We start from the raw sequence: 22305 nt of genomic DNA, 5'->3' as shown, positions 1-22305 counted from the left end.
AAGGGGACTTCTGGGGGTGCCGATGGGTTGATGGAACGTCAGTTGATCCTGATGAGCTTGGCCTTGAGCACGCCGAGCAGTCCGCCGTCGATCGTGACGCCCGTCTTGCCGTTGACGTTCACCGAGCGGCCCTTGATGTTCACGTCGCCCGTACCGGCGTCGAGGGTGATGCCCGAGGAGGACAGGGTCACGGAGCTCAGCGCGCGGGTGCCGCCGCGGGCGTACACCGTCACCGCGATCTCGCTCCGCCGCTCGTCCAGGGTGACTTCGAGCCGCTTGTCGCCGGTGGCCAGCCGGACGCCGGACGGTCCGCGCGGGGCGTCCAGCAGCTCCAGCCGGTTGCCCGAACGGGACACCAGCGAACGGCGGTTGACCTTTCCACTGGTCGGGTCGACCAGCGGCACGTCGTGCGGCGAGGGCTTGTCGACCCCGTTGTAGAGGCCGCCCAGCACATAGGGGCTGTCCAGCAGCCCCTGCTCGAACCCGACGAGCACCTCGTCGTTGACCTCGGGGCTGAACACCCCGCCGCCGCCCTGGCCGCCCCACTGCACCGTGCGGACCCAGTCGGTCACATAGGTGTCGTCGAGCCAGGGGAACTTCAGCCGGACCCAGCCCCGTTCGGTCTTGCCCTCGCGGATGTCGGTGACCACGCCGATCGCGAGCCCCGGCATGCGCGGGCCGCGCGAGGGCGCGTCGGAGCCGCTGGTCAGTCCCGCCAGCGAACGGTCGGGCGCCGCGCTCACCAGCACGGTGGTGCGGTAGCCGCCGTTCGGTTCGAGCACGTGGTGCACGGCGGTCGCCGTGTAGCGCCCGGCGAACGCGGGCCCGACGTTGCCGAGGGTCACCGGCAGTCCCGCCCGCAGTTGCGGGTTGCCCTCGGCGACCGCCTCGATCTCACCGAATCCGGAGCTCACCGACGCGGCCACCGATCCGGCCACGGCCCTGGCCTCGGCCTGGGTCCGGTACGGGGTGTCGGCGACCGTCATCCGCGCGTTCGCGCCGAACGCCCCGGCGACCAGCGACGGACTCATCCCGGGGGACACGGTGTCGCTGCGGATGGACTGTTCGCGGGCCACCAGCCGGGTCTTGGTGTCGACGTTCCAGCCGCGCACCTCCACGCTGTCCGCCCCGTCCGCACCGGTCAGCACGGCCCGCAGGGCCAGCAGGTTGCGCCCGTACTCCAGGACCATCGGGTGGCGGGTGGCGGAGGTGGCGGGCGAGGGCGCGGAGGAGGCGGGCTTCGGCTTCACGAACTGCAGCAGGCCCTTGTCGTCCACCCGTACGTGCGCACCGCTCTCGCCCGCGAGGTACTGGAGGAACTCCCAGTCCGAGACGTTGGGCTGGGTCAGCTGCTTGTACGTGATGGGGGCGGCCTCGATCCTTCCGCAGGCCAGCCCGGCACCCGAGGCGACCTTGCGGACGATGTCGGCGGTCTTCATGTTGCGGAAGGCCACCACCTTCCGGCCGCGCTGGAGCCGGTGGGCCTTGGAGAAGGCCCTGACCACCGTGAACGAACCGGTGGTGTCGCTGTCCAGCTCGACGGCGGTGACCTCACCGGTGAACAGCCGCTCGCGCACCCGCTCCTGCACGGTGACCACGGAGATCTTCAGCGGGGTACCGATGGTGATCCCGGTGGCGGTGAGCAGTTTGTGGTCGGGGTCCCGGTACATCAGCACGGCGGTGTCCGGCAGGCCGACGTTCTCGTCCACCACACAGCTCACCAGCTGGGCCGCCCAGGCCGCGGGCAGCTCACCGGGGGCCTCGACGATCGGATCGGCGGCGAAGGAGCGGCCGGCGGCGGTCATCGGCCACCCTCCGGAGCGGAGTCTTCGAGTCCGGGCACGACCAGCTCCCTGCCGGGTATCAACTGCATCGGGTCGTCGACGTCGTTGGCCTCGGCGATGGTGCGCCACGCGGTGGCGTCGCCGTACTCCCGCCACGCGAGCAGCGGCAGGCTGTCACCGGCGACCACCCGGTGGGTACGGCGTGCCTCGCGCGAGCCGGAGGTGGGGTTCTGCCCGGCCGGATCGACGCTCGCCTCCTCGATCGAGAGCGAGCAGGTGGCGCGCAGCGGCTTTCCGTCGACGTCGAACAGGGTGTACGAGACCGAGAGGCTGGACATCACGCCGTCGAACGAGGTCGTCTTCGACGTGCCCCAGTCGAAGCGGACCCAGGGGCTGGCGGGCGTCTTGCGGGCCAGGCTGCTCGGGGTGGGTACACAGGCCGTCATGAGCTGTTCCACCGCCTTCTCCACCGAGTTGTCATGGGTGGCGGTGGCGTCCAGGAAGACCTCCAGGGACAACGACCGGGGCCCGCTGCCCACGAATTCGGGCAGCGCGGACTGCCCGGCCATCCGGGACGGCGTACGCCGCCACTCGGTGCTCTTGCTCAGCGACAGCTTCGCGGGATTGAACTGCAACGTGAGCCGGGCGAGGTTTCCGCCCGGTTTGGCGCCGACGGTCGTCGGCGGTTCCATGATGGTCAGCTGGGCGCGGGCACGGCTCGTACGGACAGCGGGTGACATTGCGCTCCTCCTTCCCGGATCTTCTCTGCTACCTGTGGCCACTGCGATGCGCGTTGAGGGACATGACGGTTCATCAGGACGGTTCCAAGCCCTCGTGCGCGATCTCCAGGGTCTCGATCGCCGCCTGGGAGTTGGCGGGGTCGAAGGACGGCCCCTGCCAGCGGACCGGCACGATGCCGTGCACCTGCCAGCTGATGATGCGGCTGAGGTCCGGGCGGAGCGCGACGATCTCGCCGTCCTTGGGCTCGACCCGCTGGATCGTCTCGTTCAGCCATCGCGCGATCTTGAGCGTGTCGGCGGTGACGGGACGGGTCAGTGTGATGTTGGTCCAGGTGATCCGCCCCGGCAGCTGCCAGGTGAAACCGTTGTTGCCGCCCTCGGCGTACTGCTCCATCTCCACCTCGGCGCCCAGACCCGAGCAGGTGTGGAAGGCCCCCAGATCGCTGCCTCCGATGACGAGCTTGAAGAACACACTCGTCGCGAAGATGTTGTCCGTCATGTGCTTCTCTTCTTCTCTGCCGTTGCCACGTGCGTTGCGGAGGGGCCGGACCCTTGTCAGCGGCGGCCGTCGTACGGCCGTCCGGTACGTTCCCGCCCTCTGCGCAGGTCCGCGCGGATCAGCCGGCTCACCGGATCGATCAGCCGGCGGGCCAGTTCCTCGATGTCCGCCCCGGTGACCCGGTGCGCGGCCGGCGGGTCCGCGGTGGCCGAGGCGTCCGGTCCGGTCGAGGCGGGCCTGCCCGGCGGCTCGGCGCGCCTCACCGGGGCCGCCCGTACCGGAACGCCGGTGATCCCGGCGTCGGCCGCCGCGCGCTGGAGCACCTCGGCGGTGGCGGCGGAGGCACGGGCCCCGGCAGCCGGAGGCGGACTCGGGAGCGGCGTCGGATTCGGTGCGCGTTGTGGAATCCGTACCGCCAGGGCCGGAGGTCCGGTGGGCGCGGACATGGCGGACTCGGGCACCGGTCCGGTGGTCGCGGGGGTGGCCGATTCCGGCACCACCGGGAAGGTCATCCGCTGTACGGGGACGGCGGTTGCTCCTGGCCGGCCGGTCCCGGGCGGATGCGGGCGCACGACCGGGACCGGCCGGGTGGCGGACGGCGCGGACGGGATGTCGGGTACGGGGTCGCGGGGCGCCGGGGGCGGCGGCGGGGCGGAGTACGACTGCGTGGGGCCCGGCTCCGCGGGGCGTACGTCCGACCGCGACGATGGCGTTGTCGCCCCGCCGCGCGGCGAACGCTGTACGAGCCGCAGGAGAGAGCGGGCTGCCGACGGACCGCGACCAGGGATCCGGTCGGGGCCCCGATCGGGCTCGGTCCCGGCCCTGGATTCTGTTCCGGCTCCGGTCCGCGCGCCGCGGCCGGGGGCGGCGGCGGGCGGGTGGCCCGAGGGCGTTCCGCTGCTCCGGGTGGTGCCCGTCGACGGGCTGGCGGACACGAGGCGTTGGACGGTGCTGCCCGGAGCAGTGCCACCGGGTGCCGACCCACCGGACGTCGGCCCGCCCGGAGCCGACTGCCGTGGTGCGGGGGCCGGTTGTGTCCGGTGTTCCCCGGCGTGCGCGTTACCGAGCGCCGATGACGGCGACGCGGTATGCCCTGACTGCTGTGCATCACGGCGCCAGGTGGCCGCCACGACCGGCCGGGCCGTGCTGCCCGCCGTGGTGGGTGCCGAGAAGCCCTCGGCGGAGCCGGTGCTCACGTCCAGGGCCCTGCTCGCGAGGAGGGCCCGCGAGCGCTGAACGACGGATGCCGGTCCCCCGGGGACGGCCGCGGTCCCGGCTGCCTGGCCCTTCTGCCGCTCCGGGGTGATCCTCCGGACACGTACCGGCCCGGCGGGAGCGGGAGCGGAAGGGGACGCGGACGCGGACGGGGGCGGAGTGCTGAGGGAAGCGTTCGGACGTGTGGCGCCTGCCGTGCGCTGGACGGCGGCAGGTTCCGGCACGGACACGTCGGGCCGAGCGGGCACCCCGGACGAGCGCACCGGCATCTCGGCAGGTGTGCCGAGGGCCTTCGACGTCGGGCCGGCCGGTGCCGAGGACGAGAGCTGGAGCGGGGCTGCCCCGGGCTCTCCTGCCGACGCCGTGTCCGGCCGAGGGGCCGCGCTTCCCGGCTGCGCCCTGCGGCGGTCACCGAGCAGCGGTGCGTCGCTCCGGAGCATGGCGGTCGACGGAAGCGAGGTGAGCGGGGTGCCGATCCCGCCACGGACGCGTGCCGATGACCCGGACACATCCGGCTGGGACGGTTGGGACGGCTGCGACGAGCGCGACGACTGCGGCGCCCGGGTGTTCGGGACTCGACCGTCCGAGGCCGGCGGCTGACGCACCGACGGCTTCGCCGCCTCCGGCGACGGTGTGTTCGCCGCAGGGGCGGCCGGGTCCGACGCCTGGCGTTGCAACACGGGCATGCCCGCCGGCTCCTGCCCTGCCGGGGCGGACGGCACAACGCCGCCCGGCGCCGTCGAGTCGGCGGCCACCGCCCCGATGGGCAGCTCCCGCAGGGGCTTGCCCAGGGCGGGGCGCACCGGCGCGGCAGCCGGCCGGTCGGCGGTGTGGCCCGTCGGCAGGGCGGGTGCGGATGTGGTGCCGGCGGCGGTGGCGTCGGGAGTGACCGGTGCGGAGACTTCGGAAGCCTCGGTCGGCAGGATCCCGGCGATCTGCCGCAATGCCATCGCCGGACGCCGGGCGATGGTCAGGGGCGGGGCGGTCCGCCGAGGGCGTACGGCGACGGGCCGGGCGCGCTGGAGCGAGACCGGTGCCGATGACGCGGTGCCCGCGGGCTGCTGCGACGCCGATGCGACGACCGGGCCCGGGGCCGCGACCTGCCCCCGAGCCACGTCCGTTCCCGGAGCCGCATCCGTTCCCGGTGCCGACGGCGTACCGCTCGCCCCAGCCGTGGTGTTTCGCCCGGTCGCGCCGTCCCCGCGGCTCTGCCGCCCCGGTGCCCCGCTCCCGGAGGAGCGAGTGGTCGTCGTACCGCCGGACCTCTGAACGGTCTCGGGAGCCGGCCTCCCGCCACCCACCGCGGGTTCCGCCTCCCCCTCCGTGCCGGTCCGGGCGGCACGCAGCAGCAGCGGTCCGCCGGGGGCCGTGGACCGCGCGCCGCCCGGACGGGCGACGCCGTGGATCAGGCCCACCGGTGCGGACGGCAGCACGGCATGGCCGAGTTCGCCCGCGAACGCGAGGTTCTGCCACGAGGCGAGGCCGTCCCGGAACCGCAGACCGTCGCTCACCCCGATCGAGGACCGGGCGACGGTCACCGCCGGCGGCGCGACCCGCCGCCAGCCACCGTCCCAGCCGTTGTCCCGCCGGCCGGCCCCGCCGTCGCTCCGGCCGGCCTCCGGTTCCCGGGTGACGGCGGCAGTGACGGAGCCGGAGCCGGCCACGTCCCCGCCTCCGTCTGCGGCCCCGTCCCGGGAGGGCGTTGGGGACTGCTGGCGGTCCCCTCGGCGGAACCAGTTCCCGAGACCCACACGATCACCCGCCTTCGTTGACGCGGGTGTTGATCCGCGCTATCTCCCGTACCCACTCCTGACGCTCGGCGTGGGTGAGGTCGAGGATGTCCTCTCGTGGCCAATGGAAGTGGTAGGCGACGTACGCGATCTCCTCCCGCAGCCGGGGAAGCGCGTACGTCACGATTCCCCCAGGCGCCCACCCGAGAGGTCCACCTCGAACGATCCGTGGCACAGCGGACAGGTCACCGCGGCGTGCGTGTGCCCCTCGCTGTTGATCCGGCGGTAGAAGTCCTGGAGGAACGCCACGTCCGTGGCGTACATCCGCTCGACGACCCCGGCGTGCACATCGGTGATGGTGCCGAGCTGGGTGATCACCTGGCTCAGCAGCACCACCGACAGGTACGCCGGGTTCTCCTTCACCCGCAGATCGATCTGCGGGCGCAGTTCGTCCCGTGCCGTCGCGAGCCGCATCGAGCCGCGCCGGTGGACCTGGCCCTCGTCGTCCACGTATCCGCGCGGGAGCTCGAACTCGAACTCCGAACGCATCGCCTGCTGGTCCCGGGCCGGAGGCGGCGCCGGAGCGGCCTCCTCCCGAGCGGCGGGCTGGGCGGACGCGAGGCTGTCGAGGACTTCGTCGAGCCCGCCCGACGTAACGGTCCTGCGCCTCATTCGACCACGATCTCCTCGAAGGTGATGGTCACCGACTCGGTGGCGGCACTGGATTCACCGGCCTTCAGCGAGGGGCCCTCCCACTTGCTGGCCCAGCCCTGCATCAGCTGGATGCGCCGGACCGTCTCACCCTTCGAGTCCTTGATCTCGATGGTCAGGTTCTGGCGCGCGGTGTCGACCGCACCGTTGTTGAGCGTCTCCTTGATCCATTTGGTGAACTCGCTGCTCTTGTCGAGCCCGCGGGTGATCGTCACCTCGCCCGCCTGACGTGCGCCGGGCTGCTTGCGGATGATCTGCTTGCCCTCGGCGGTCACTTGACGGACCTCGACGACTTCCTCCTCGACGGTCAATCCGCTGATCTCTTGGATCGACTCGACGAGATAGCCGCCCAGCTGCACGCCGAAGACGTGGGTGGAAAGAGCGTCGCCCTCTGCCATGACTCTGTGTCACCTGTTCCGTTCGGGGACCCTGTCGGGTCACTCGTTGACGAGGCTCGTGCTGTCGGAGAACTGCGCGAGGCGGAAGATCACGAACTCCGCGGGCTTCACCGGAGCCACGCCGATCTCGCACACGACCTGGCCGAGGTCGATCGACTCCTGCGGATTGTTGTCGCGGTCGCACTTGACGTAGAAGGCTTCCTCGGCCGTGCGGCCGAAGAGCGCGCCACGGCGCCACTCCTCGGTGAGGAAGGCGGTGACGTTGCGCCGGATGCTCGACCAGAGGCGGTCGTCGTTCGGCTCGAACACCACCCACTGGGTGCCCAGGAGGATCGACTCCTCCAGGTAGTTGAAGAGGCGGCGCACGTTGAGGTAGCGCCAGGCCGGGTCGGACGAGAGGGTGCGCGCGCCCCAGATCCGGATGCCGCGCCCGGGGAAGGCGCGCACACAGTTGACCCCGATCGGGTTCAGCAGGTCCTGCTCGCCCTTGCTGAGGCGGATCTCCAGGTCCAGCGCGCCGCGGATGACCTCGTTGGCGGGGGCCTTGTGCACACCGCGCTCGCCGTCGCTGCGTGCCCAGACGCCGGCGACGTGACCGCTCGGCGGCACCAGGGAGTTCTGGCCGGTCGCCGGGTCGAAGACCTTGAGCCACGGGTAGTACACGGTGGCGTAGCGCGAGTCGTATCCGGCGTCGTCGTTGCGCCAGGTACGGACGCGCTGGGCGTTCATGCCGGGCGGGGTGTCCAGGACGGCGACCCGGTCGCCCATCTGCTCGCAGTGCGAGATCACCGCCAGCTGGACGGCCTTGACGCCGTCGGCGTCGATGTCCCCGCGCTGGTAGGCGCTCATCAGGTCCGGGACGGCGACCATGGTGATCTCGTCGATCGCTTCGAGTCCCGCGAACCCGGTGCGGGCGGCGGCGTCACCGACGTACTCGGACGGGTCGAGCCGTGCGACGCCGGCTCCGGGGGCGGCAGCGGCGGGCGCCAGGGCGAGGCTCTGGTTCTCGGGGCGGGTCTGGGCCGCGCCGGGCTGCTCGGTGACCTCGATGAGCTTGGACTGGCGGGCCTGGGTGACGAGATAGCCCTTGACGTTCTTGCGGCTGGAGACGTCGTAGGTCTCCACCACCTTGCCGGCCTGCCGCACCAGCAGCCGGAACCGGTCCTCCGGAGGGTTCTCGCCCTCGGCGTCGGTGACCTCGACGGAGAGGTCCGCGCTCGCGCCGGGCCGCGCGGAGACCTGGAACCCGCCGAGTGCGGCAGGCGCGGCCGACCCGGAAACGGACTGCTGCGCCTGGTCCTGCGCGGAGCCGCCGATGCGCACGATGTAGGCCGCGCCGCCGCCGTTGGCGAAGTAGCCGTAGACCGCGGGGGTCAGATAGGTGCCGTCGGTGAAGGTGCCGAAGGTCTGGACGTACTGGTCCCAGTTGGTCACCAGCGTCGGCTGGTGGAAGGGGCCGGACGCCGCGAAACCGACGAAGGCTGCGACCGCGGTGCCGACTCCCTCGATGGGCCGCGCACCGGACTGCACCTCCTCCACGTAAACACCCGGGGTGAGGTACGACGGCATGCTCGCTCCTTCGCGTGGTCATTCGTTCGTCGCCGAGTCTTCCCCGGCGGCGGTGGCGGACAGTAGGTCTCAAGGTCCTGGGCACGGGGCAAGGGTGCTGCCTTCCCAGGCACCCGCGGGGGCAGGAAGAGCTTCCCTTCGCGGGCCGGGCCCGACGGCCGGCGCCTTTCCTGTTCCGGCCATGTGACAGCGGTGTGAACAGTGGATTTCCGAAAGGCACTCAGCGGGGCAACGGCCGGTGCTTCGGGGAAAATTCGGGTGCTCGGCCTCCGGCGTCACAGCGGCGGAAATCAGCCAGAGTTCTCGGGCTAAGACGGCCCTGTCGGGCTCGGGTGACCGGATCCGGTCCTTGACCGCCCATCCCCAACTCTTAATGTGCGCAGGGAAGGAAACCGCCAAAGACCGGCAAGCCGGGTTTCCCTGGAACGGGATCTCTGCTGTTCTCATCTCCTGTGGAGGAAGCAGGAGGTCAGGCGCTTTGTTCCTACGGTGCGAGGTCGCTGAGCTCACCGCTGACATTGAGCACCTGGTGACACTTGGAAGCCTGAGTTCCGGTTGCCGGGGTGCCTGGTTTGTTACAGGTCACGGATGCGGTGACGGTTTCGTTCTGCTGAATCTGGATGGGGGTGACCCAGTGATAGTCCTGGTTGCGGAAGGTCTCCAGTGCGATGGTGGTGATCTTCCGTTTCCCGAAGGAGATCGTCAGCACTCCTTCGTCGCCCTGGAAGTTCGCCACCACGATGTCCGTGATTCCGAATACCTTGCCCTCCGGAACCTTGTAGGTCCCCTTCCTCTCACCCCCGGACCGGGTCTGCACATCGATCGTCGCCGAACTCTGCTGGGTGCCTCCGGTCCCGCCGTCCGCCCCCGAGCTGGAACCGCCCGAGCCGGCGCCCCCGGAGCCGTTCGGCTTGCCCTTCCCGTCACCCTTCTCCTGCCCCTGGCCGCCGGTCGGGTCACCCGTACCGCCGGCCGTCGCGTCCTGTTTCCCGCCGGGGGGCGTCTTCTCCTGCGCGGCCTCGTTCGCCGCCTGCTTCGCGGTGCTGCGCACCGCGGGCCGCACCAGCGCGAACCACGCGAGCAGCAGGGCCAGCAGCGCGGCGAGCACGATCAGCAACCAGCGGGGCAGCACCGGCAGTTGGGAGAACTCACCGGGCAGCGTCTCGGAGCGGCCGGGCTGCTCCCCGCCGGTTTCCCCTTCGGTGGTCTCGGCGGCTTCGACCTCGAACGGCCAGGCGACCGGCTGCCCGAACCAGATCAGTTTCCGGGCCCGTACCCGCAGGCCCACCTCGGCCGACTCGCCGGGTTCCAGGCGCCGTTGGCCCTCGGTGAAGGCCAGGCGGAGTTCCTCCCCGGCCTGCTTGCCGGTGAGAGCGACATCGACCGCGGTGTTCCCCCTGTTCTGCACCGCGGCCCGGAAGCGGGCGCCCAGCCAGCCGGAGCGCCGGCGCGGGTCGAGCTCCGCCCGGAGCTCGTGGAAGGGCCCGACGACCACCGTGGCCTCGGGGACCGCCACCGACTCGGGGTGCTCGGCGGGCAGCACGCGGACGCCCAGGGGTATCTCGCCGGCCCGGACCTCGTGGGATCTGGGCGGCGCGAGCCGCACGGTCACCACTTCGGAGGTGCCCGGGTAGAGGGACACGCGGGCCGGCTCGACGGTGCTCCAAGCGGCGCAGTCGCCGACCACTTCGAGCGTGTACGCCTCGACGATGTCGCCGTCGTTGCGCACGGTCAGGGTCGTCGTCGCTTCGGTGCCGGGCGACACCGTCACCGTGGGCGTTTCGAGTTCGGCAGATGTGGTCACGATGCGACGTTAGGCCGAGCCCCCGGCCGCGCAGCAGAGACGCGAGGGCAACGCACGGGCAGGGGTGGTGCCCCGGCGGCCCAACGGCGCGATGTCCCGGCGAGCCCTCCCCGGGCCCGGTCGCCGTGCCCGGGACCCGGGCGGTCGAGACCGGAACCAGACGTATCGGACGGAAGCAGCTGAGGAAGACAGGCACACAGAAGAATGACGACGACAGCAGCAGAAACGAACGAACGGGCAGTGGATCGCGGCCTGTTCCGCAGGTCCACCTCGCCGGCGTACGCCGCCGGCCGAGGCACCCCCGAGGCCCCCGGGGGCAGAGTCTCCGTGGCGGTCTACGCGGAGGACCTGATCCTGCAGACCGGTGTGGTGCACCAATTACGTCCACGGCCCGAGATAGAGCTGATAGCCGAGTCCGAGGCGGACCGGGCCCAAGTCTCCCTGGTGGTGGTGGACATGGTGAACGAACCCACCGTCCAGCTCCTGAACCGCCTCCAGCGCAACACCTCCACCCGTACCGGACTCGTCGTCGGCTTCTTCGAATCGGGTGCGCTCCAGACCATGATCGAGTGCGGTGTAGCCGCCGTGCTGAGGCGCGGGGAGGCCGACCAGGACAGTCTCGTCCATTTGGTGACGGCGATGGCGAACGGAGAAGGGGTGCTGCCGGGCGACCTGCTCGGAAAGCTCCTCACCCATGTCAGCAGCCTTCAGCGCACGGTCCTCGACCCCCGGGGGCTCTCGCTCTCCACCCTCACGACGCGGGAGGCGGAGATGATCAGGCTGGTGTCGGAGGGCTACGGCACCGCGGAGATCGCGCAGAAGACCTCGTACTCCGAACGCACCGTCAAGAACGTGCTGCACGAGGTGGCGACCCGGCTGGAACTGCGCAACCGGGCCCACGCCGTCGGCTACGCCATGCGGCACGGGCTCATCTAGGGCCTTTCGTCTGGATCAGGCGCGTGCCGGACCCCGCGAGCTCGGCGTGATCCAAGCGAGAGGCTCTGGGACCCGGCGCGGGCTCCCGTGCGGACGGCGTGCCGCCGCCGCACGGGGGCGCGCCGTGCGGGCGGCAGGGACGGCCGGGCGGGGCAGGAAGGCGCCGCAAAGGGCAACCACCCCTTCCCCCTGGCCGGGTCCCCGGGACCTGTGATTGCCCCCGCGCGAGCGGGATGCTCGTCGTGGAGAGTCATCGACAGAACTGCGAGGTGGGCCGTGACCGGCACCGCTGGCCCGGCGAGCCGTACCCGGCTGGGCCGACTGACAGGCGCTGTGGTGCTGTTGGCACCACTGCTGGTGGCGGGTTCCGCGTCCGCCCCCCAGGGCGCGCCGAGACTCGCCGCGGCGGCGGACGAGAGCCCCGTGGACGCCGGACGCATCACCTACGCCGGAACCGAGCACCGCAGCCTCGGCCGGGTCTCGGACCAGGCCACCACCGCGCCGCTGTTCGGCCCCGGACCGGCCCACTACGACCAGGACCCCTCCGCACGCGGTGAGGTGATGGTCTTCACCAGCCTGCGCGACAGTGTGCGGCCGCAGGTGTACGTGCGCGACGCGGGCGGAGAGGTACGCAGGCTCACCACCGACCGGGACGCCGCGCATCCCGAACTCTCCCCGGACGGGCGGACCGTGGTGTTCGACTCCGCGGAACGGGGGCCGGGCGATGTGGTCCAGCGCGAGCTGTGGACCATCGGGGTCGACGGCTCCGGACTGCGACGGCTGACGGACACCCCCAACAACGAGACCTCCCCGACGTTCTCCCCGGACGGCTCGCGGATCGCCTACTCCTGCGACTCCGGTCCCGGGGGGAACGGGCTGATCTACGAACGGGCGGTGGCGGGCGGCGCGGCGCGGGTGATCAGTGACGGACCGGCCGGCGACGCGACCGAGCCGGAGTGGAACCCGGTGGACGACGACACCCACCGCGCCCGCATCGCGTACACCCTCACCACGGACGCGAAGACCGGGCCCCGGCTCCGGGTGACCGAGGGCATCGGGAACGACCGTCCCCTGCTGGCCGGTGTCCAGGCCGGCTGGCGCACCCGCTCGGCCGCCTGGCTGCCGGACGGAAACGACCTGCTCTTCCTCAGCCCCGACACGATCTGCGGGTGCAAGGACTACGACCACGTCTACCGGGCGACCGCCTTCGACGGGAAAGAGCCGGGCCTGAACCTCGGCGAGGACCGGGCGGTCGAATCGCCCACCTGGATGGGCCCCATGGACCCCGGGACCATCGTCGTGGCCCGGCGGACCCCGCTCCTGGTGAACGACGTGACGCTCCAGGACGTCAGGCAGGACGGTTCGGATCCCCGGGACCTCGGGGTCGAGATCCTGAGGGAGGACCCGGCGGCCAGAACGAACACCGACTCCCGCAAGGACCCGCTGTTCAACCCGGCGGCGGACTACGACCCGTGGACCGAGCGGCAGAACTACACCCCGGACGGCAGGCGCATCGTCGTGACCCGCTTCGAGGGGGAGCCGAAGCAGCGCGTCGAACGGATCTGGCTGACCGACGCCGACGGCCAGAACAAGACGGCGATGCCGCTCGCCGGACGCGGTCCCCGCGACTGGGACACCGACCCCACGTTCTCGCCGGACGGCACCAGGCTGGCGTTCACCAGGACCTCGCCCGGCGGGGTCGGCGAGGCCGCGGGGCCGAGCAGCATTCTCATCGCGGACGTCGCCACGGGGGCGATCGTGGGCAGGATCGTGCCGCCTCAGGGGGAGTTGGCGGGCGGTGACGCGCAGCCGACCTGGTCGTCGGACGGCAAGACCCTCGCCTTCACCCGCAACCATGTGATCCGGGGCCTGGGCGGCATCAAGCACGTCTGGACGGTGCCGGTGGCGGCGCTCGACCAGCAGCGGGACCTCAGCGTCACCGTCTGCCCCGGCGAGTGCAAGAAGATCGACGACAGCCCCGCCTTCTCCCCCGACGGCACCCGGATCGCCTTCAACCGCAAGGACCGCGGCGGCCTGGTCAACGAGCGCACCGGCATCGTCGTGACCTCGCTGAAAGGCGACGACTGCCGGGTCGTGCTGCCTTCCGCGCAGCGCGACAACCCCGACGCGTGCCACCAGGAGATCCCCGACACCACCCTGACCGGGCCCTTCCAGCCCCGCGACGTGGCCTGGTCGCCCGATGCACAGCGGCTGGTGCTGAGCTCGCGCAGGAAGGTCGGTCCGAACTCCCCGGAGCAACTGTCCATGCTCGACCTCGCCTCCGGCACCCTGACTCCGTTCGGCGAACGGCTCGGCGGGCGGCAGAAGGAGCCCGCCTTCCAGCAGTCGGTCGACCTGGCCCTGACCGCACCGCCCACCGGCCCCTCGGTGGAGGTCGGCTCCTCCGTCACGGTGCCGGTCACCGTCACCAACCGGGGCCCCGCCGCATCGCCCGGCACCGTGCTCACCGCCGACGCCCCGCCCGGCGTGCGCCTGGAGGAGCTGACCACCCCGGCCGGCACCTGCGCCACCGGGGCGCCCCAGTGCGGCCTGGGCGTGCTGCGGCCCGGGGAGAGCATCGAGGTCACCGCCCGGATCACCGGCGTGACGAGCGGCGACCAGCAGATCGGCTGGTCGGTCACCGGGGCCGTGGTCGACCCGAACCCTACGGACAACGCCACCACCACCACCGTCCCGGTCCAGGACGCGCCCCCGGCGCCCACCCCGACGCCCAAGCCGCCCAAGCCGGCCCCCGAGCCGCCCGAGCCCGAGGCGGGGCCCGGGGTCACGGTGCGGGCCCAGCCCAGCCCCGGCTACGTCGGCGGCCGGGTGGTGGTGACGTACACCGTGCGCAACGGCCGCAACGCGCTCGCCACCGGGCTGCGGCTGAAGCTCGGGCTGCCCGCGTCCATCCCGGCGGATCCGCTTCCGCCGGGCTGCACGGCCGGCGTGTGCACCCTGCCCGACCTGACGACGGGTGCCTCCACGGTCGTGCGCGTCGTGCTCAAGCCGGACCGGGCTCTGAGGACCACCATCACCGGGACGCTGACCACGACCGGCACCGATGCCGACACCCGTGACAACGTCTCCAGGAAGCCGCTGCGCATCCTCCGGCCCCGGATCGTCCCGGTGCCCGCCGTCGGCAAGCCGGGATTCGTCACCTCCGTACGGGGCAAGGACTTCCCGCCCGGCGCGCCGGTGAAGCTCACCTGGAAACCTGGGATCACGGCGACCGCGCCGCCCGCCTTCCCGCGCCGCGACGGTACGTTCATCGCGCAGCTGCTGATCCTGGCGAAGGACCAGACCGGGCCGCGCACGATCACCGCCTCGGGGCCGGGGTTCGGCCCCGTCACCACGCGCTTCCTGGTCGTGGCCGGCACCATCGTCCCGCCGGACGAGGTGGGGCGCCGGTGATCCACGAAGTCGACGAGGGGCTGCGGCTGCTGCTGGTCGAGGCCGGACTCCAGGACAGCGGCGTCGACCTGGTCTTCGACGCGCCGACGAAGGACTGGTCCGCCCGGCGCAACGCCCCCACGATCAGCGTCTTCCTGCACCGCATCCGTGAGGACGCGGGCCGCCGCCGTACCGGCGCGGCCGAGGAGCACGACGAGGACGGGGTCGTGATCGGCTGGCGGACCCCGCCCCGCTGGTACGAGCTGACGTACCTGGTGACCGCGTGGACCAATCGCCCGCAGGACGAACACCGCCTGCTCTCCGAGGCGTTGCGCTGTCTCGTGCGCTCGGACGCACTGCCCGCCCACATGCACACCGGCAGCCTCGCCGAGCTGGGGCTGACCGTGGAGATCGAGGCGGCGGGTCCGGGCACCGACGGGCCGTCCGCCTCGGACGTCTGGTCGGCGCTCGGCGGTGAGCTCAAGGCCGCGATCGACCTGCGGGTGTGGGCACCGCTGGCCGGTGAGCGGACCACCGCGGGACCGCCGGTCACCGAGGGGCTGGTGGTGCGCAGCGCGCCCGGCCGGGACGGCGAGGGTGCGGAACCGGGGCGCCGGCTGCGGTACGACGGGGCGTCCGACCCCGGCGACCGGGGTTTCGCGGCGCAGCGGGAACGGCAGTTGCCGCCCGGCCGGCGCAGGCGCGGGGGCGCGGCCCGGTGACCACGACACAGGGCACCCGTGCCGTCCACGAAGCGGCCGGGGCCCCGACGGCGGTCATCGAGGACCTCTGGGAACGGCTGGTCCATGTCGAGCAGCGGGTCAGGAACGCCGTGGCCGTCCGGCGGGCCGTCGACCCGCAGCCGGACGATCCGTACCGGGGGCAGTACCTCACCCCCGAGGCGGCCGCGCGGATCGTGGACGCCCGCGACGCGTTCGCGCCCGTGCCGGAGTACGGCTCCGGGCCCTCGCCGCAGTCCCCGCCCGGGAGCCGGATCGGGCGGCTCGCCGAGCGGTTCGGCCTGGTGGAGCTGGACGTGGACCTGCTGCTGGTCGCGCTGGCCCCGGACATCGACAGCCGGTTCGAGCAGCTCTACGGCTACCTCAACGACGACCTGACCCGGCGCAGGCCCACCATCGGCCTGGCCCTGGAACTGTGCGGGCTGCCCGCCGCGAGTTCCGGCCGCTTCCGCTTCTCGCCGTCCGCCCCGCTGGTCGCGGGCGGGCTGCTGGAGGTCCGTGACGCCGAACGCCCGCTGCTCTCGCGGGTGCTGCGGGTGCCGGACCGGATCGGTGCGTATCTGCTCGGCGACGACGAGATCGACGGAAGGCTGCGCGGCCTGGTCCGCGTGGTCGGGCCCGGGGAAGCCCCGGCTCCCGGGACGGACGCCGGGCCGGAGGTGCTGCGGGTCGCTGCGGCGCTGGGCACGGGCAGTGGTCTGGTGCATCTGCTCGACCGGGGCGGCGACCCCGGCCGGCTGGCGGTCGAGGCGCTGCTCGCCGCGGGGCGCCGTCCCCTGGTGGTCGACATCGCGGAGCTCGCCGCCCTTCCCGAACCGGCGGAGGCCGTACGGACGCTGGCGGCCGAGGTCCGGCTGGGCGACGGCGGGATCGTCCTCGGGCCGCTGGAGGCGCTCGCCCCCGAACGCCCCGAGCGGGCCCGGCTGCTGGGGGCCCTGTGCGCGGCGGTCGGCGGCGCTCCGCTGGTCGCGTACGGGAAGAAGAACTGGGACCCGCTGTGGGCCGGGGAGAGCCCGGTCCCGGTCCAGGTCCACTCCCCCGGCCCCGCGGGCCTGGCCCGGCGGTGGCGGCAGGCGCTCGCGGAGGCCGGCACGTCCGTCGGGCTGCCGGCCGGGGGCGGGTCGGCCGACGAGGAGCTCATCGAGGCCACCGCCTCGTACCGGCTCGATTCCGAGCAGGTGCGCAAGGCCGCCGCGGTGGCCTCCCGGCTGGCCGTCCTGGAGGACCGCCCGGTGGACGTGCGGGACCTGCGCACGGCGGTCCGGGCCCAGAACGGCGCGGGGCTGGAACGGCTCGCCCGCCGCATCGAGCCGGCGGTCGGCTGGGACGACCTCGTACTGCCCCCCGCGACCCGCCGCGAGCTGTCCGAACTCGCCCTGCGGGCCCGCCACCGCGAGCAGGTGCTCGGTCAGTGGCGGATGCGGCCGGGCGGCGGCCGGGGGCGCGGCATCATCGCGTTGTTCGCGGGTGAGTCCGGCACCGGGAAGACCATGTCGGCCGAGGTGGTGGCGTCGGAGCTCGGCATGGAGCTCTATGTCGTGGATCTGTCGACGGTGGTGGACAAGTACGTCGGTGAGACCGAGAAGAACCTGGAGCGGATCTTCGTCGAGGCCTCCGACGTCAACGGCATCCTGCTGTTCGACGAGGCGGACGCCATTTTCGGCAAGCGCTCGCAGGTCAAGGACGCGCACGACCGGCATGCCAACGTGGAGTCGGCCTATCTGCTCCAGCGGATGGAGTCCTTCGACGGGATCGCGGTACTCACCACCAATCTGCGTGGCAATCTCGACGAGGCGTTCACCCGGCGCCTCGATGTGATCGCGGAGTTCCCCATGCCGGACGCCCGGCAGCGGCTGGCCCTGTGGGACCGCTGCCTGGGGACGGCGCTCCCGCGCGAGGCCGGGCTCGACCTGGAGTTCTGCGCGGGCCGCTTCGAGCTGGCGGGCGGGTCGATCCGGGCCTGTGCGGTGACCGCCGCCTATCTCGCGGCGGAATCGGGGAGTCCGCTCGGTATGGAGCAGATCGTCACGGCCGTGATCCAGGAGTACCGCAAGCTCGGCCGGCTGGTCCGGGAGAGCGAGTTCGGCACCTGGCTGGAGCGTGGGCGGGGAGGCGCCGGTCAACACCGGGCCGGGCGGGCCGTTCAGCCGAGGATCAGCTCGGGTTCGTAGAGGTCGAGCCAGGTGGCGAGGTCCAGGGTGCGTTCCAGGCCGCGACGGGAGGCCGCGGTGACCTGGGGCGCGCCGTGGTCGGCCGCCCTGCGGAGCCGGTCGCGGTCGATCAGGTCGAACACGCGGTGGTCCGGACGGGCGAGCAGCTCGCGGGCCTGCTCCTGCAGGGCCAGGGCGTACTTGGGGTCCTGGGTCGACGGGTAGGGGCTCTTGGTCCTGTCGTACACCGACTTCGGCAGCAGATCGGCGGTGGCTTCGCGCAGCAGGCTCTTCTCCCGGCCGTCGAAGGACTTGAGGGCCCAGGGCGCGTTGTAGACGTATTCGACGAGCCGGTGGTCGCAGAACGGCACCCGGACCTCCAGGCCGACCGCCATGCTCGCCCGGTCCTTGCGGTCGAGCAGGACCCGCACGAAGCGGGTCAGGTGGAGGTGGCAGATCCGGCGCATGCGGTACTCGAAGTCGCTCTCGTCGGTGAGCCGTTCGATGCCGGCGACGGCGGTCTCGTAACCGTGGCGGACGTAGCCCTCCAGGTCGAGGGCGCGGCCGAGGTCGTCGCGGAGCACGTCCGAGTCCTCGCCGAAGTGTTCGGCCATCCGTACCAGCCAGGGGAAGGTGTCGGCGGTGCGGGCCCGCTCGTCGAAGAACTGGAGGTAGCCGCCGAAGACCTCGTCGGCGGACTCGCCGGACAGGGCGACGGTCGAGTGCTCGCGGATGGCCCGGAAGAGCAGATAGAGGGAGGCGTCCATGTCGCCGAAGCCCATGGGCAGGTCCCGGGCCCGGATCATCCTGGCCCGTACCTCCGGGTCGGCGAGGGTTTCGGGGTCGAGCACGATGTCCCGGTGCAGGGTGCCCGACTGCTGGGCCACGTCGTGCACGAACGGGGTGTCGGGGGTGGTGCGCAGCTCGTCGGGGACGAAGTTCTCGGTGCGTCCCACGAAGTCGACGGCGAAGGTGCGGACCTTCTCGCCGCTGTCGGCGAGCTGCCGGGCGGCGAGCGCGGTGACCGCCGAGGAGTCGAGTCCGCCGGAGAGCAGGACGCAGCGGGGTACGTCGGAGACCAGCTGGCGGCGGACGATGTCGTCGAGCAGTGACCGTACGGTGGCGATCGTGGTGTCCCGGTCGTCGGTGTGCGGGCGGGTCTCCAGCCGCCAGTAGACGTGCCGGTGCAGACCGCGGCGGTCCACGGTGACGACCGTGCCGGGCTCCACCTCGTACATGCCGTCCCAGACGGCGTGGCCCGGGGTCTTGACGACGGTGAAGAGCTCCCGCAGCCCGTCGAGGGTCACCCGGGGCCGGGCCAGCGGGTTGGCGAGGACGGCCTTGGGCTCGGAGCCGAAGAGCACACCGTCGGGGGTCGGCCAGTAGTAGAAGGGCTTGACTCCCATCCGGTCGCGGATCATGACGAGCCGGTCGTGGCGGCCGTCCCAGAGCGCGAAGGCGTACATGCCGTTGAGCCGCTCGGCGAGGGCCTCGCCCCACTCCAGGTAGCCGCGCAGCACGACCTCGGTGTCCGAGTCGGTGGTGAACCGGTGTCCGCGGGCCATCAGTTCGCCGCGCAGCTCGGTGAAGTTGTACGCCTCACCGGAGTAGACGAGGGCGACCGGCCCCTCGGGGGTGTCGACGGCCATGGGCTGGCGCCCGCCGGGGAGGTCGATGATCGCGAGCCGCCGGTGTCCGAGCGCGGCGTGCCCGTCGGTCCAGGTCCCCCGGTCGTCGGGGCCCCGGCACGACATGGTCCGCGTCATCGCGTCCAGGGTCGCGGTGGCCTCCGCCGCCCGTAGATCGTGGTCGAAGGAGACCCAGCCCGTGATGCCACACATACGCGTCCTCCCGATCCGGTCCCGCCCGGCAGAACCACTTGTATCTAGCAGCTATATGACGAGCCTCTTCCTGGGATTGCGTACGGTCAACACGGTCGTTACCCGGACGGCGGCGCGTCCCCCATGCTTTCGGCCGCGATTTGCCGCTTCCTGTACGGAGTGCCGTGCACCGGAACCCGTGCGGGAAGGGCTCGTGGGCCCGGTGGGGATGCCGAATCGGCCATCGGCAAAGACTTGCCCAACCCGGAGTGGGCCAGTGGGGTGCACCGGTCGGCCGGCGCACCCCACCGCGCTCAGGACTTGTCGCCGGCCATCTCGGCCGTGATCGCCCACCGCTCGTGGTCGCGCCAGGCTCCGTCGATGAGGAGGAAGTCGGGCGAGAAGCCTTCGAGGCGGAATCCGGCCCGTCGCACCAGGGCGAGCGAGCCCTCGTTGCCGGGCTGGATGTTGGCTTCGAGGCGGTGCAGCGCGAGCGGCCCGAAGGCGTGGCGCAGGACCAGTTCCAGCCCTTCGCTCATCAGACCGCGTCCCAGCGCGTGGGCGAAGGCCCCCTAGCCGAGCGCGCCGCAGCAAAACCCGCCGGCGACGATGTTGTTGATGTTGATGAAACCCGCGATCGGGTCGGCGGGAGTGCCGCCGCCGCGTTCGCAGACGAGGAAACCGGCCTTCGTGGGATCGTCGATCAGCCGGCCCGCGTAGGCGGCGTACGCGCGGGCGTCGTCGGGCGGGAAGAGCCAGGGACGGTGCACGTCCCGGCTCTCCCGCGCCCGGGTGGTGAACTCCTCGGCATCGGCCTGCGTGATGGGGCGGATCGCCGTGCGCCGCCCCACGGCCAGGTAGTCGCTTTCAGGCATTCCGGCAGCTTAGACCGGTCGGCGATCGGGGGCGGACCGGTCATCCGGCCGTCCGTGTCACTTCAGCCGGCCGCCGACCGCCGGAAGCTCCAGCACACCGGTGTCCTCCGGGGCGCTGACCACCGTGACCGGCTTGATCCCCCGGTTGCCCGAGTACGCGCTGTCGCTCGCCGCGATCACGAATTCGAGCCGGTGACCCGCTTCGTACCGGTGGACGATGCCCGGCAGCTGCACGGTGAACGAGCGGGTGACGTCCGGCACCCGCACCGGGGAGACCAGCCGGTTCACGAGCGTCCTGCCGCCGTCCGGGGCGACGTCGTAGACCTTGGCGAACAGGACGAGCTTGTCGGCGGCGTCGCCGCTGTTCTGGACCCGCTCCGTCTTCGGCGAGACGACCTTCAGGGTGGCCTTCGGGGCGCCGACGACATCGAGGGGCGAACTCAGCGGGGCGCTGGTCCAGCCGAGGTAGGTGCCCTTGGTGTCATAGGGCTTGGGGTCGGGCAGCCCGATGATTCCGGCGAGCGAGCTCTCCGAATGGCTGGTGGGCACGAGCCAGTTGGCGTACTGGCGGCTGCCCCGGGTGACCTTGGACCGGTTGTCGACGAGTTTCCCGTCGCCGGACAGGTACAGCTTCTGCGAGAGCGCGGGTACGGAGTCCGCGGTGCCGTATCCGCTGCGCCAGTCGCGGTAGTAGGCGAAGTCGGGCCCGGTGTCGGTGTTCGTCCGGTGCTGGAGGTAGCGGTCGAACCAGGCGAGGACGCGCTGCCCCACGTAGCTGGTTTCCAGGTTGCCCTTGCCCAGGTCGAGTTCGCCGGGCACCTGCCCGCCGCTGTGGCCCCAGGCCTGCCAGATCATCTTGGCCGTGGTGCCCTGCGCCTTGAGGGCCTCGTACGTGGCGGTCGCCTCGTTCAGGTTGAACAGGCTGTCGGCCTGGCCCTGGACGAGCAGGGTGGGCGCCTTGACCTTGCCGAGGTGATCGACGGGCGAGACGCTGCGCGCGTAGTCGAGCATCTCGGTGGTCCGGTCGGCCGGGTAGCGGCCGGAGTTGAGCAGCCGGATGGTGTCGCACGCCTTGGACGCGAAGTGCAGGCAGGTGAGGTTGTTGAACCGGGACGGGTCCAGGCTCACGTTGAGGATCGTCTGCCCCTCCCCCATGAGGTAGAAGCCGTTGGTCCACTGCCACTTGAAGACCCCGGCGGTGTCGGAGGAGACGCCCTGACGGGTTCCGGCGTTGTTCGGGGCGAGCGCGTACGCGAGGTCGTTCCAGGTGATCAGCGGTACGAGGGCGTCCACGCGCCGGTCGACGGCCGCGGTGGCCAGCTGGATGGCGCCGCCGTACGAGCCGCCGATCATGCCGACCCTGGGGTCGCCCTCGCCGTCCCGGGTGACGTAGTCGGCCTTCGTGCCGTCGTCGGCGGCCCGCGTCCCGGCGAGGAAGTCGATGAGCCCGGCGGCCGCCCTGCCGTCGATGGCCGGGTCGTCGAGGGTGATGAGACAGCCCGACTTGCCGAAGCCGAGGCCGGAGTAGACGAGGCCGACATAGCCGCGGGAGGCGAAGGCCTTGCCGATGGCGTCGGTCGAACCGTCCGACTTGCTGCCGCCGAAGCCGTTGGTGGCGAGCACGGCGGGGGCCGGATGCTGTGCGTCGGCCCCGGCGGGGCGGTACAGATCGGCGTCGACGATGCAGGAACGGCCGCCCGCCTCGATGGTGAACTTCAGCGGGGTGACGGTGTAGGGGGACGGTTCGGCCGCGGTCGCGCGCGCCGCGCCGGTGAGGACCAGCGGTGCGGCAAGCGCGGCCCCGGCCACGTACGCGGCCGACTTCCGGGAGAACGTCCGATAGGCGGACCGGGGGCGGGGAACAGCACGCGACACGAAGACCTCCACACCGAGGGCGACTTACCAACCAGTAAGTAATGAGCCGCGCTCATGCTGTGACAC

At 72.0% G+C, this 22305-nt stretch carries 15 protein-coding genes and 1 pseudogene; 4 read left to right on the top strand and 12 right to left on the bottom strand.

Features of this window, described 5'->3' with window-relative positions:
- Positions 1-38: 38 nt before the first annotated feature.
- The 9 genes from ACFYY1_RS33155 to ACFYY1_RS33115 all read right to left on the bottom strand — a co-directional run bounded on the left by ACFYY1_RS33155 (position 39) and on the right by ACFYY1_RS33115 (position 10450).
- Positions 39-1805 carry a VgrG-related protein gene (locus tag ACFYY1_RS33155; RefSeq protein ID WP_388592137.1) on the bottom strand — a complete coding sequence of 589 codons (1767 nt, stop codon included), beginning with the start codon at positions 1803-1805 and terminating at the stop codon, positions 39-41.
- Positions 1802-2524 carry a LysM peptidoglycan-binding domain-containing protein gene (locus ACFYY1_RS33150; protein ID WP_388592135.1) on the bottom strand — a complete coding sequence of 241 codons (723 nt, stop codon included), beginning with the start codon at positions 2522-2524 and terminating at the stop codon, positions 1802-1804. The genes ACFYY1_RS33155 and ACFYY1_RS33150 overlap by 4 nt, the downstream gene beginning before the upstream one ends.
- 73 nt (positions 2525-2597) lie before the next feature.
- On the bottom strand, positions 2598-3023 hold the full coding sequence (locus tag ACFYY1_RS33145; protein WP_072486909.1) for a phage tail protein: 426 nt from the start codon (positions 3021-3023) through the stop codon (positions 2598-2600).
- Positions 3024-3079: 56 nt separating this feature from the next.
- Positions 3080-5902: a hypothetical protein gene (locus ACFYY1_RS33140; protein ID WP_388592133.1), complete on the bottom strand. Its 2823-nt coding sequence runs from the start codon at positions 5900-5902 to the stop codon at positions 3080-3082.
- Positions 5903-5993: 91 nt separating this feature from the next.
- The gene (locus tag ACFYY1_RS33135) at positions 5994-6152 is read right to left on the bottom strand and encodes a DUF6760 family protein (RefSeq protein WP_164495324.1); all 159 of its coding nucleotides are present in this window, start codon (positions 6150-6152) and stop codon (positions 5994-5996) included.
- Positions 6149-6640, bottom strand: coding sequence for a hypothetical protein (locus tag ACFYY1_RS33130; protein WP_266728354.1), 492 nt, complete (start codon positions 6638-6640; stop codon positions 6149-6151). The genes ACFYY1_RS33135 and ACFYY1_RS33130 overlap by 4 nt, the downstream gene beginning before the upstream one ends.
- The gene (locus ACFYY1_RS33125; RefSeq protein WP_072486912.1) at positions 6637-7077 is read right to left on the bottom strand and encodes a phage tail protein; all 441 of its coding nucleotides are present in this window, start codon (positions 7075-7077) and stop codon (positions 6637-6639) included. Before ACFYY1_RS33125 ends, ACFYY1_RS33130 begins: the two co-directional genes overlap by 4 nt.
- 39 nt (positions 7078-7116) lie before the next feature.
- A complete protein-coding gene (locus ACFYY1_RS33120; RefSeq protein WP_388592130.1) occupies positions 7117-8646 on the bottom strand; it encodes a phage tail sheath family protein in 1530 nt (509 codons plus the stop codon).
- A 484-nt stretch (positions 8647-9130) separates the two neighbouring features.
- Positions 9131-10450, bottom strand: a complete 1320-nt coding sequence (locus tag ACFYY1_RS33115) for a hydrolytic protein (RefSeq protein WP_388592128.1) — start codon at positions 10448-10450, stop codon at positions 9131-9133.
- Between the two features lie 204 nt (positions 10451-10654).
- Between ACFYY1_RS33115 and ACFYY1_RS33110 the strand changes: the two genes are divergently transcribed.
- The 4 genes from ACFYY1_RS33110 (at position 10655) to ACFYY1_RS33095 (ending at position 17690) form a co-directional block, all read left to right on the top strand.
- Positions 10655-11386, top strand: coding sequence for a response regulator transcription factor (locus ACFYY1_RS33110; RefSeq protein ID WP_388592126.1), 732 nt, complete (start codon positions 10655-10657; stop codon positions 11384-11386).
- A gap of 276 nt (positions 11387-11662) precedes the next feature.
- Complete coding sequence (locus tag ACFYY1_RS33105) at positions 11663-14800, top strand: hypothetical protein (protein ID WP_388592125.1); 3138 nt, start codon at positions 11663-11665, stop codon at positions 14798-14800.
- Positions 14797-15501 carry a DUF4255 domain-containing protein gene (locus ACFYY1_RS33100; protein WP_388592124.1) on the top strand — a complete coding sequence of 235 codons (705 nt, stop codon included), beginning with the start codon at positions 14797-14799 and terminating at the stop codon, positions 15499-15501. Before ACFYY1_RS33105 ends, ACFYY1_RS33100 begins: the two co-directional genes overlap by 4 nt.
- The gene (locus tag ACFYY1_RS33095; RefSeq protein ID WP_388592122.1) at positions 15498-17690 is read left to right on the top strand and encodes an ATP-binding protein; all 2193 of its coding nucleotides are present in this window, start codon (positions 15498-15500) and stop codon (positions 17688-17690) included. The genes ACFYY1_RS33100 and ACFYY1_RS33095 overlap by 4 nt, the downstream gene beginning before the upstream one ends.
- Here ACFYY1_RS33095 and asnB read toward each other — a convergent pair.
- The 3 genes and pseudogenes from asnB to ACFYY1_RS33080 form a co-directional block, all read right to left on the bottom strand.
- The gene (gene asnB, locus ACFYY1_RS33090; protein ID WP_388592120.1) at positions 17663-19510 is read right to left on the bottom strand and encodes an asparagine synthase (glutamine-hydrolyzing); all 1848 of its coding nucleotides are present in this window, start codon (positions 19508-19510) and stop codon (positions 17663-17665) included. The two genes, ACFYY1_RS33095 and asnB, sit on opposite strands and share 28 nt — an antisense overlap.
- A gap of 293 nt (positions 19511-19803) precedes the next feature.
- Positions 19804-20364: pseudogene (locus ACFYY1_RS33085) on the bottom strand (GNAT family N-acetyltransferase).
- Positions 20365-20421: 57 nt separating this feature from the next.
- Positions 20422-22251 carry a CocE/NonD family hydrolase gene (locus ACFYY1_RS33080; RefSeq protein WP_388592119.1) on the bottom strand — a complete coding sequence of 610 codons (1830 nt, stop codon included), beginning with the start codon at positions 22249-22251 and terminating at the stop codon, positions 20422-20424.
- Positions 22252-22305 lie beyond the last annotated feature (54 nt).

Origin of the sequence: Streptomyces sp. NPDC001890 (assembly GCF_042891445.1) — a bacterium.
Classification (GTDB): Bacteria; Actinomycetota; Actinomycetes; order Streptomycetales; family Streptomycetaceae; genus Streptomyces.
This window is presented reverse-complemented; position numbering and strand designations above follow the sequence as displayed.

Coding starts and splice junctions, on each gene's coding strand:
- ACFYY1_RS33155 (WP_388592137.1), bottom strand. CDS start 1,805: ATGACCGCCGCCGGCCGCTCCTTCGCCGCCGATCCGATCGTCGAGGCC.
- ACFYY1_RS33150 (WP_388592135.1), bottom strand. CDS start 2,524: ATGTCACCCGCTGTCCGTACGAGCCGTGCCCGCGCCCAGCTGACCATC.
- ACFYY1_RS33145 (WP_072486909.1), bottom strand. CDS start 3,023: ATGACGGACAACATCTTCGCGACGAGTGTGTTCTTCAAGCTCGTCATC.
- ACFYY1_RS33130 (WP_266728354.1), bottom strand. CDS start 6,640: ATGAGGCGCAGGACCGTTACGTCGGGCGGGCTCGACGAAGTCCTCGAC.
- ACFYY1_RS33125 (WP_072486912.1), bottom strand. CDS start 7,077: ATGGCAGAGGGCGACGCTCTTTCCACCCACGTCTTCGGCGTGCAGCTG.
- ACFYY1_RS33120 (WP_388592130.1), bottom strand. CDS start 8,646: ATGCCGTCGTACCTCACCCCGGGTGTTTACGTGGAGGAGGTGCAGTCC.
- ACFYY1_RS33110 (WP_388592126.1), top strand. CDS start 10,655: ATGACGACGACAGCAGCAGAAACGAACGAACGGGCAGTGGATCGCGGC.
- asnB (WP_388592120.1), bottom strand. CDS start 19,510: ATGTGTGGCATCACGGGCTGGGTCTCCTTCGACCACGATCTACGGGCG.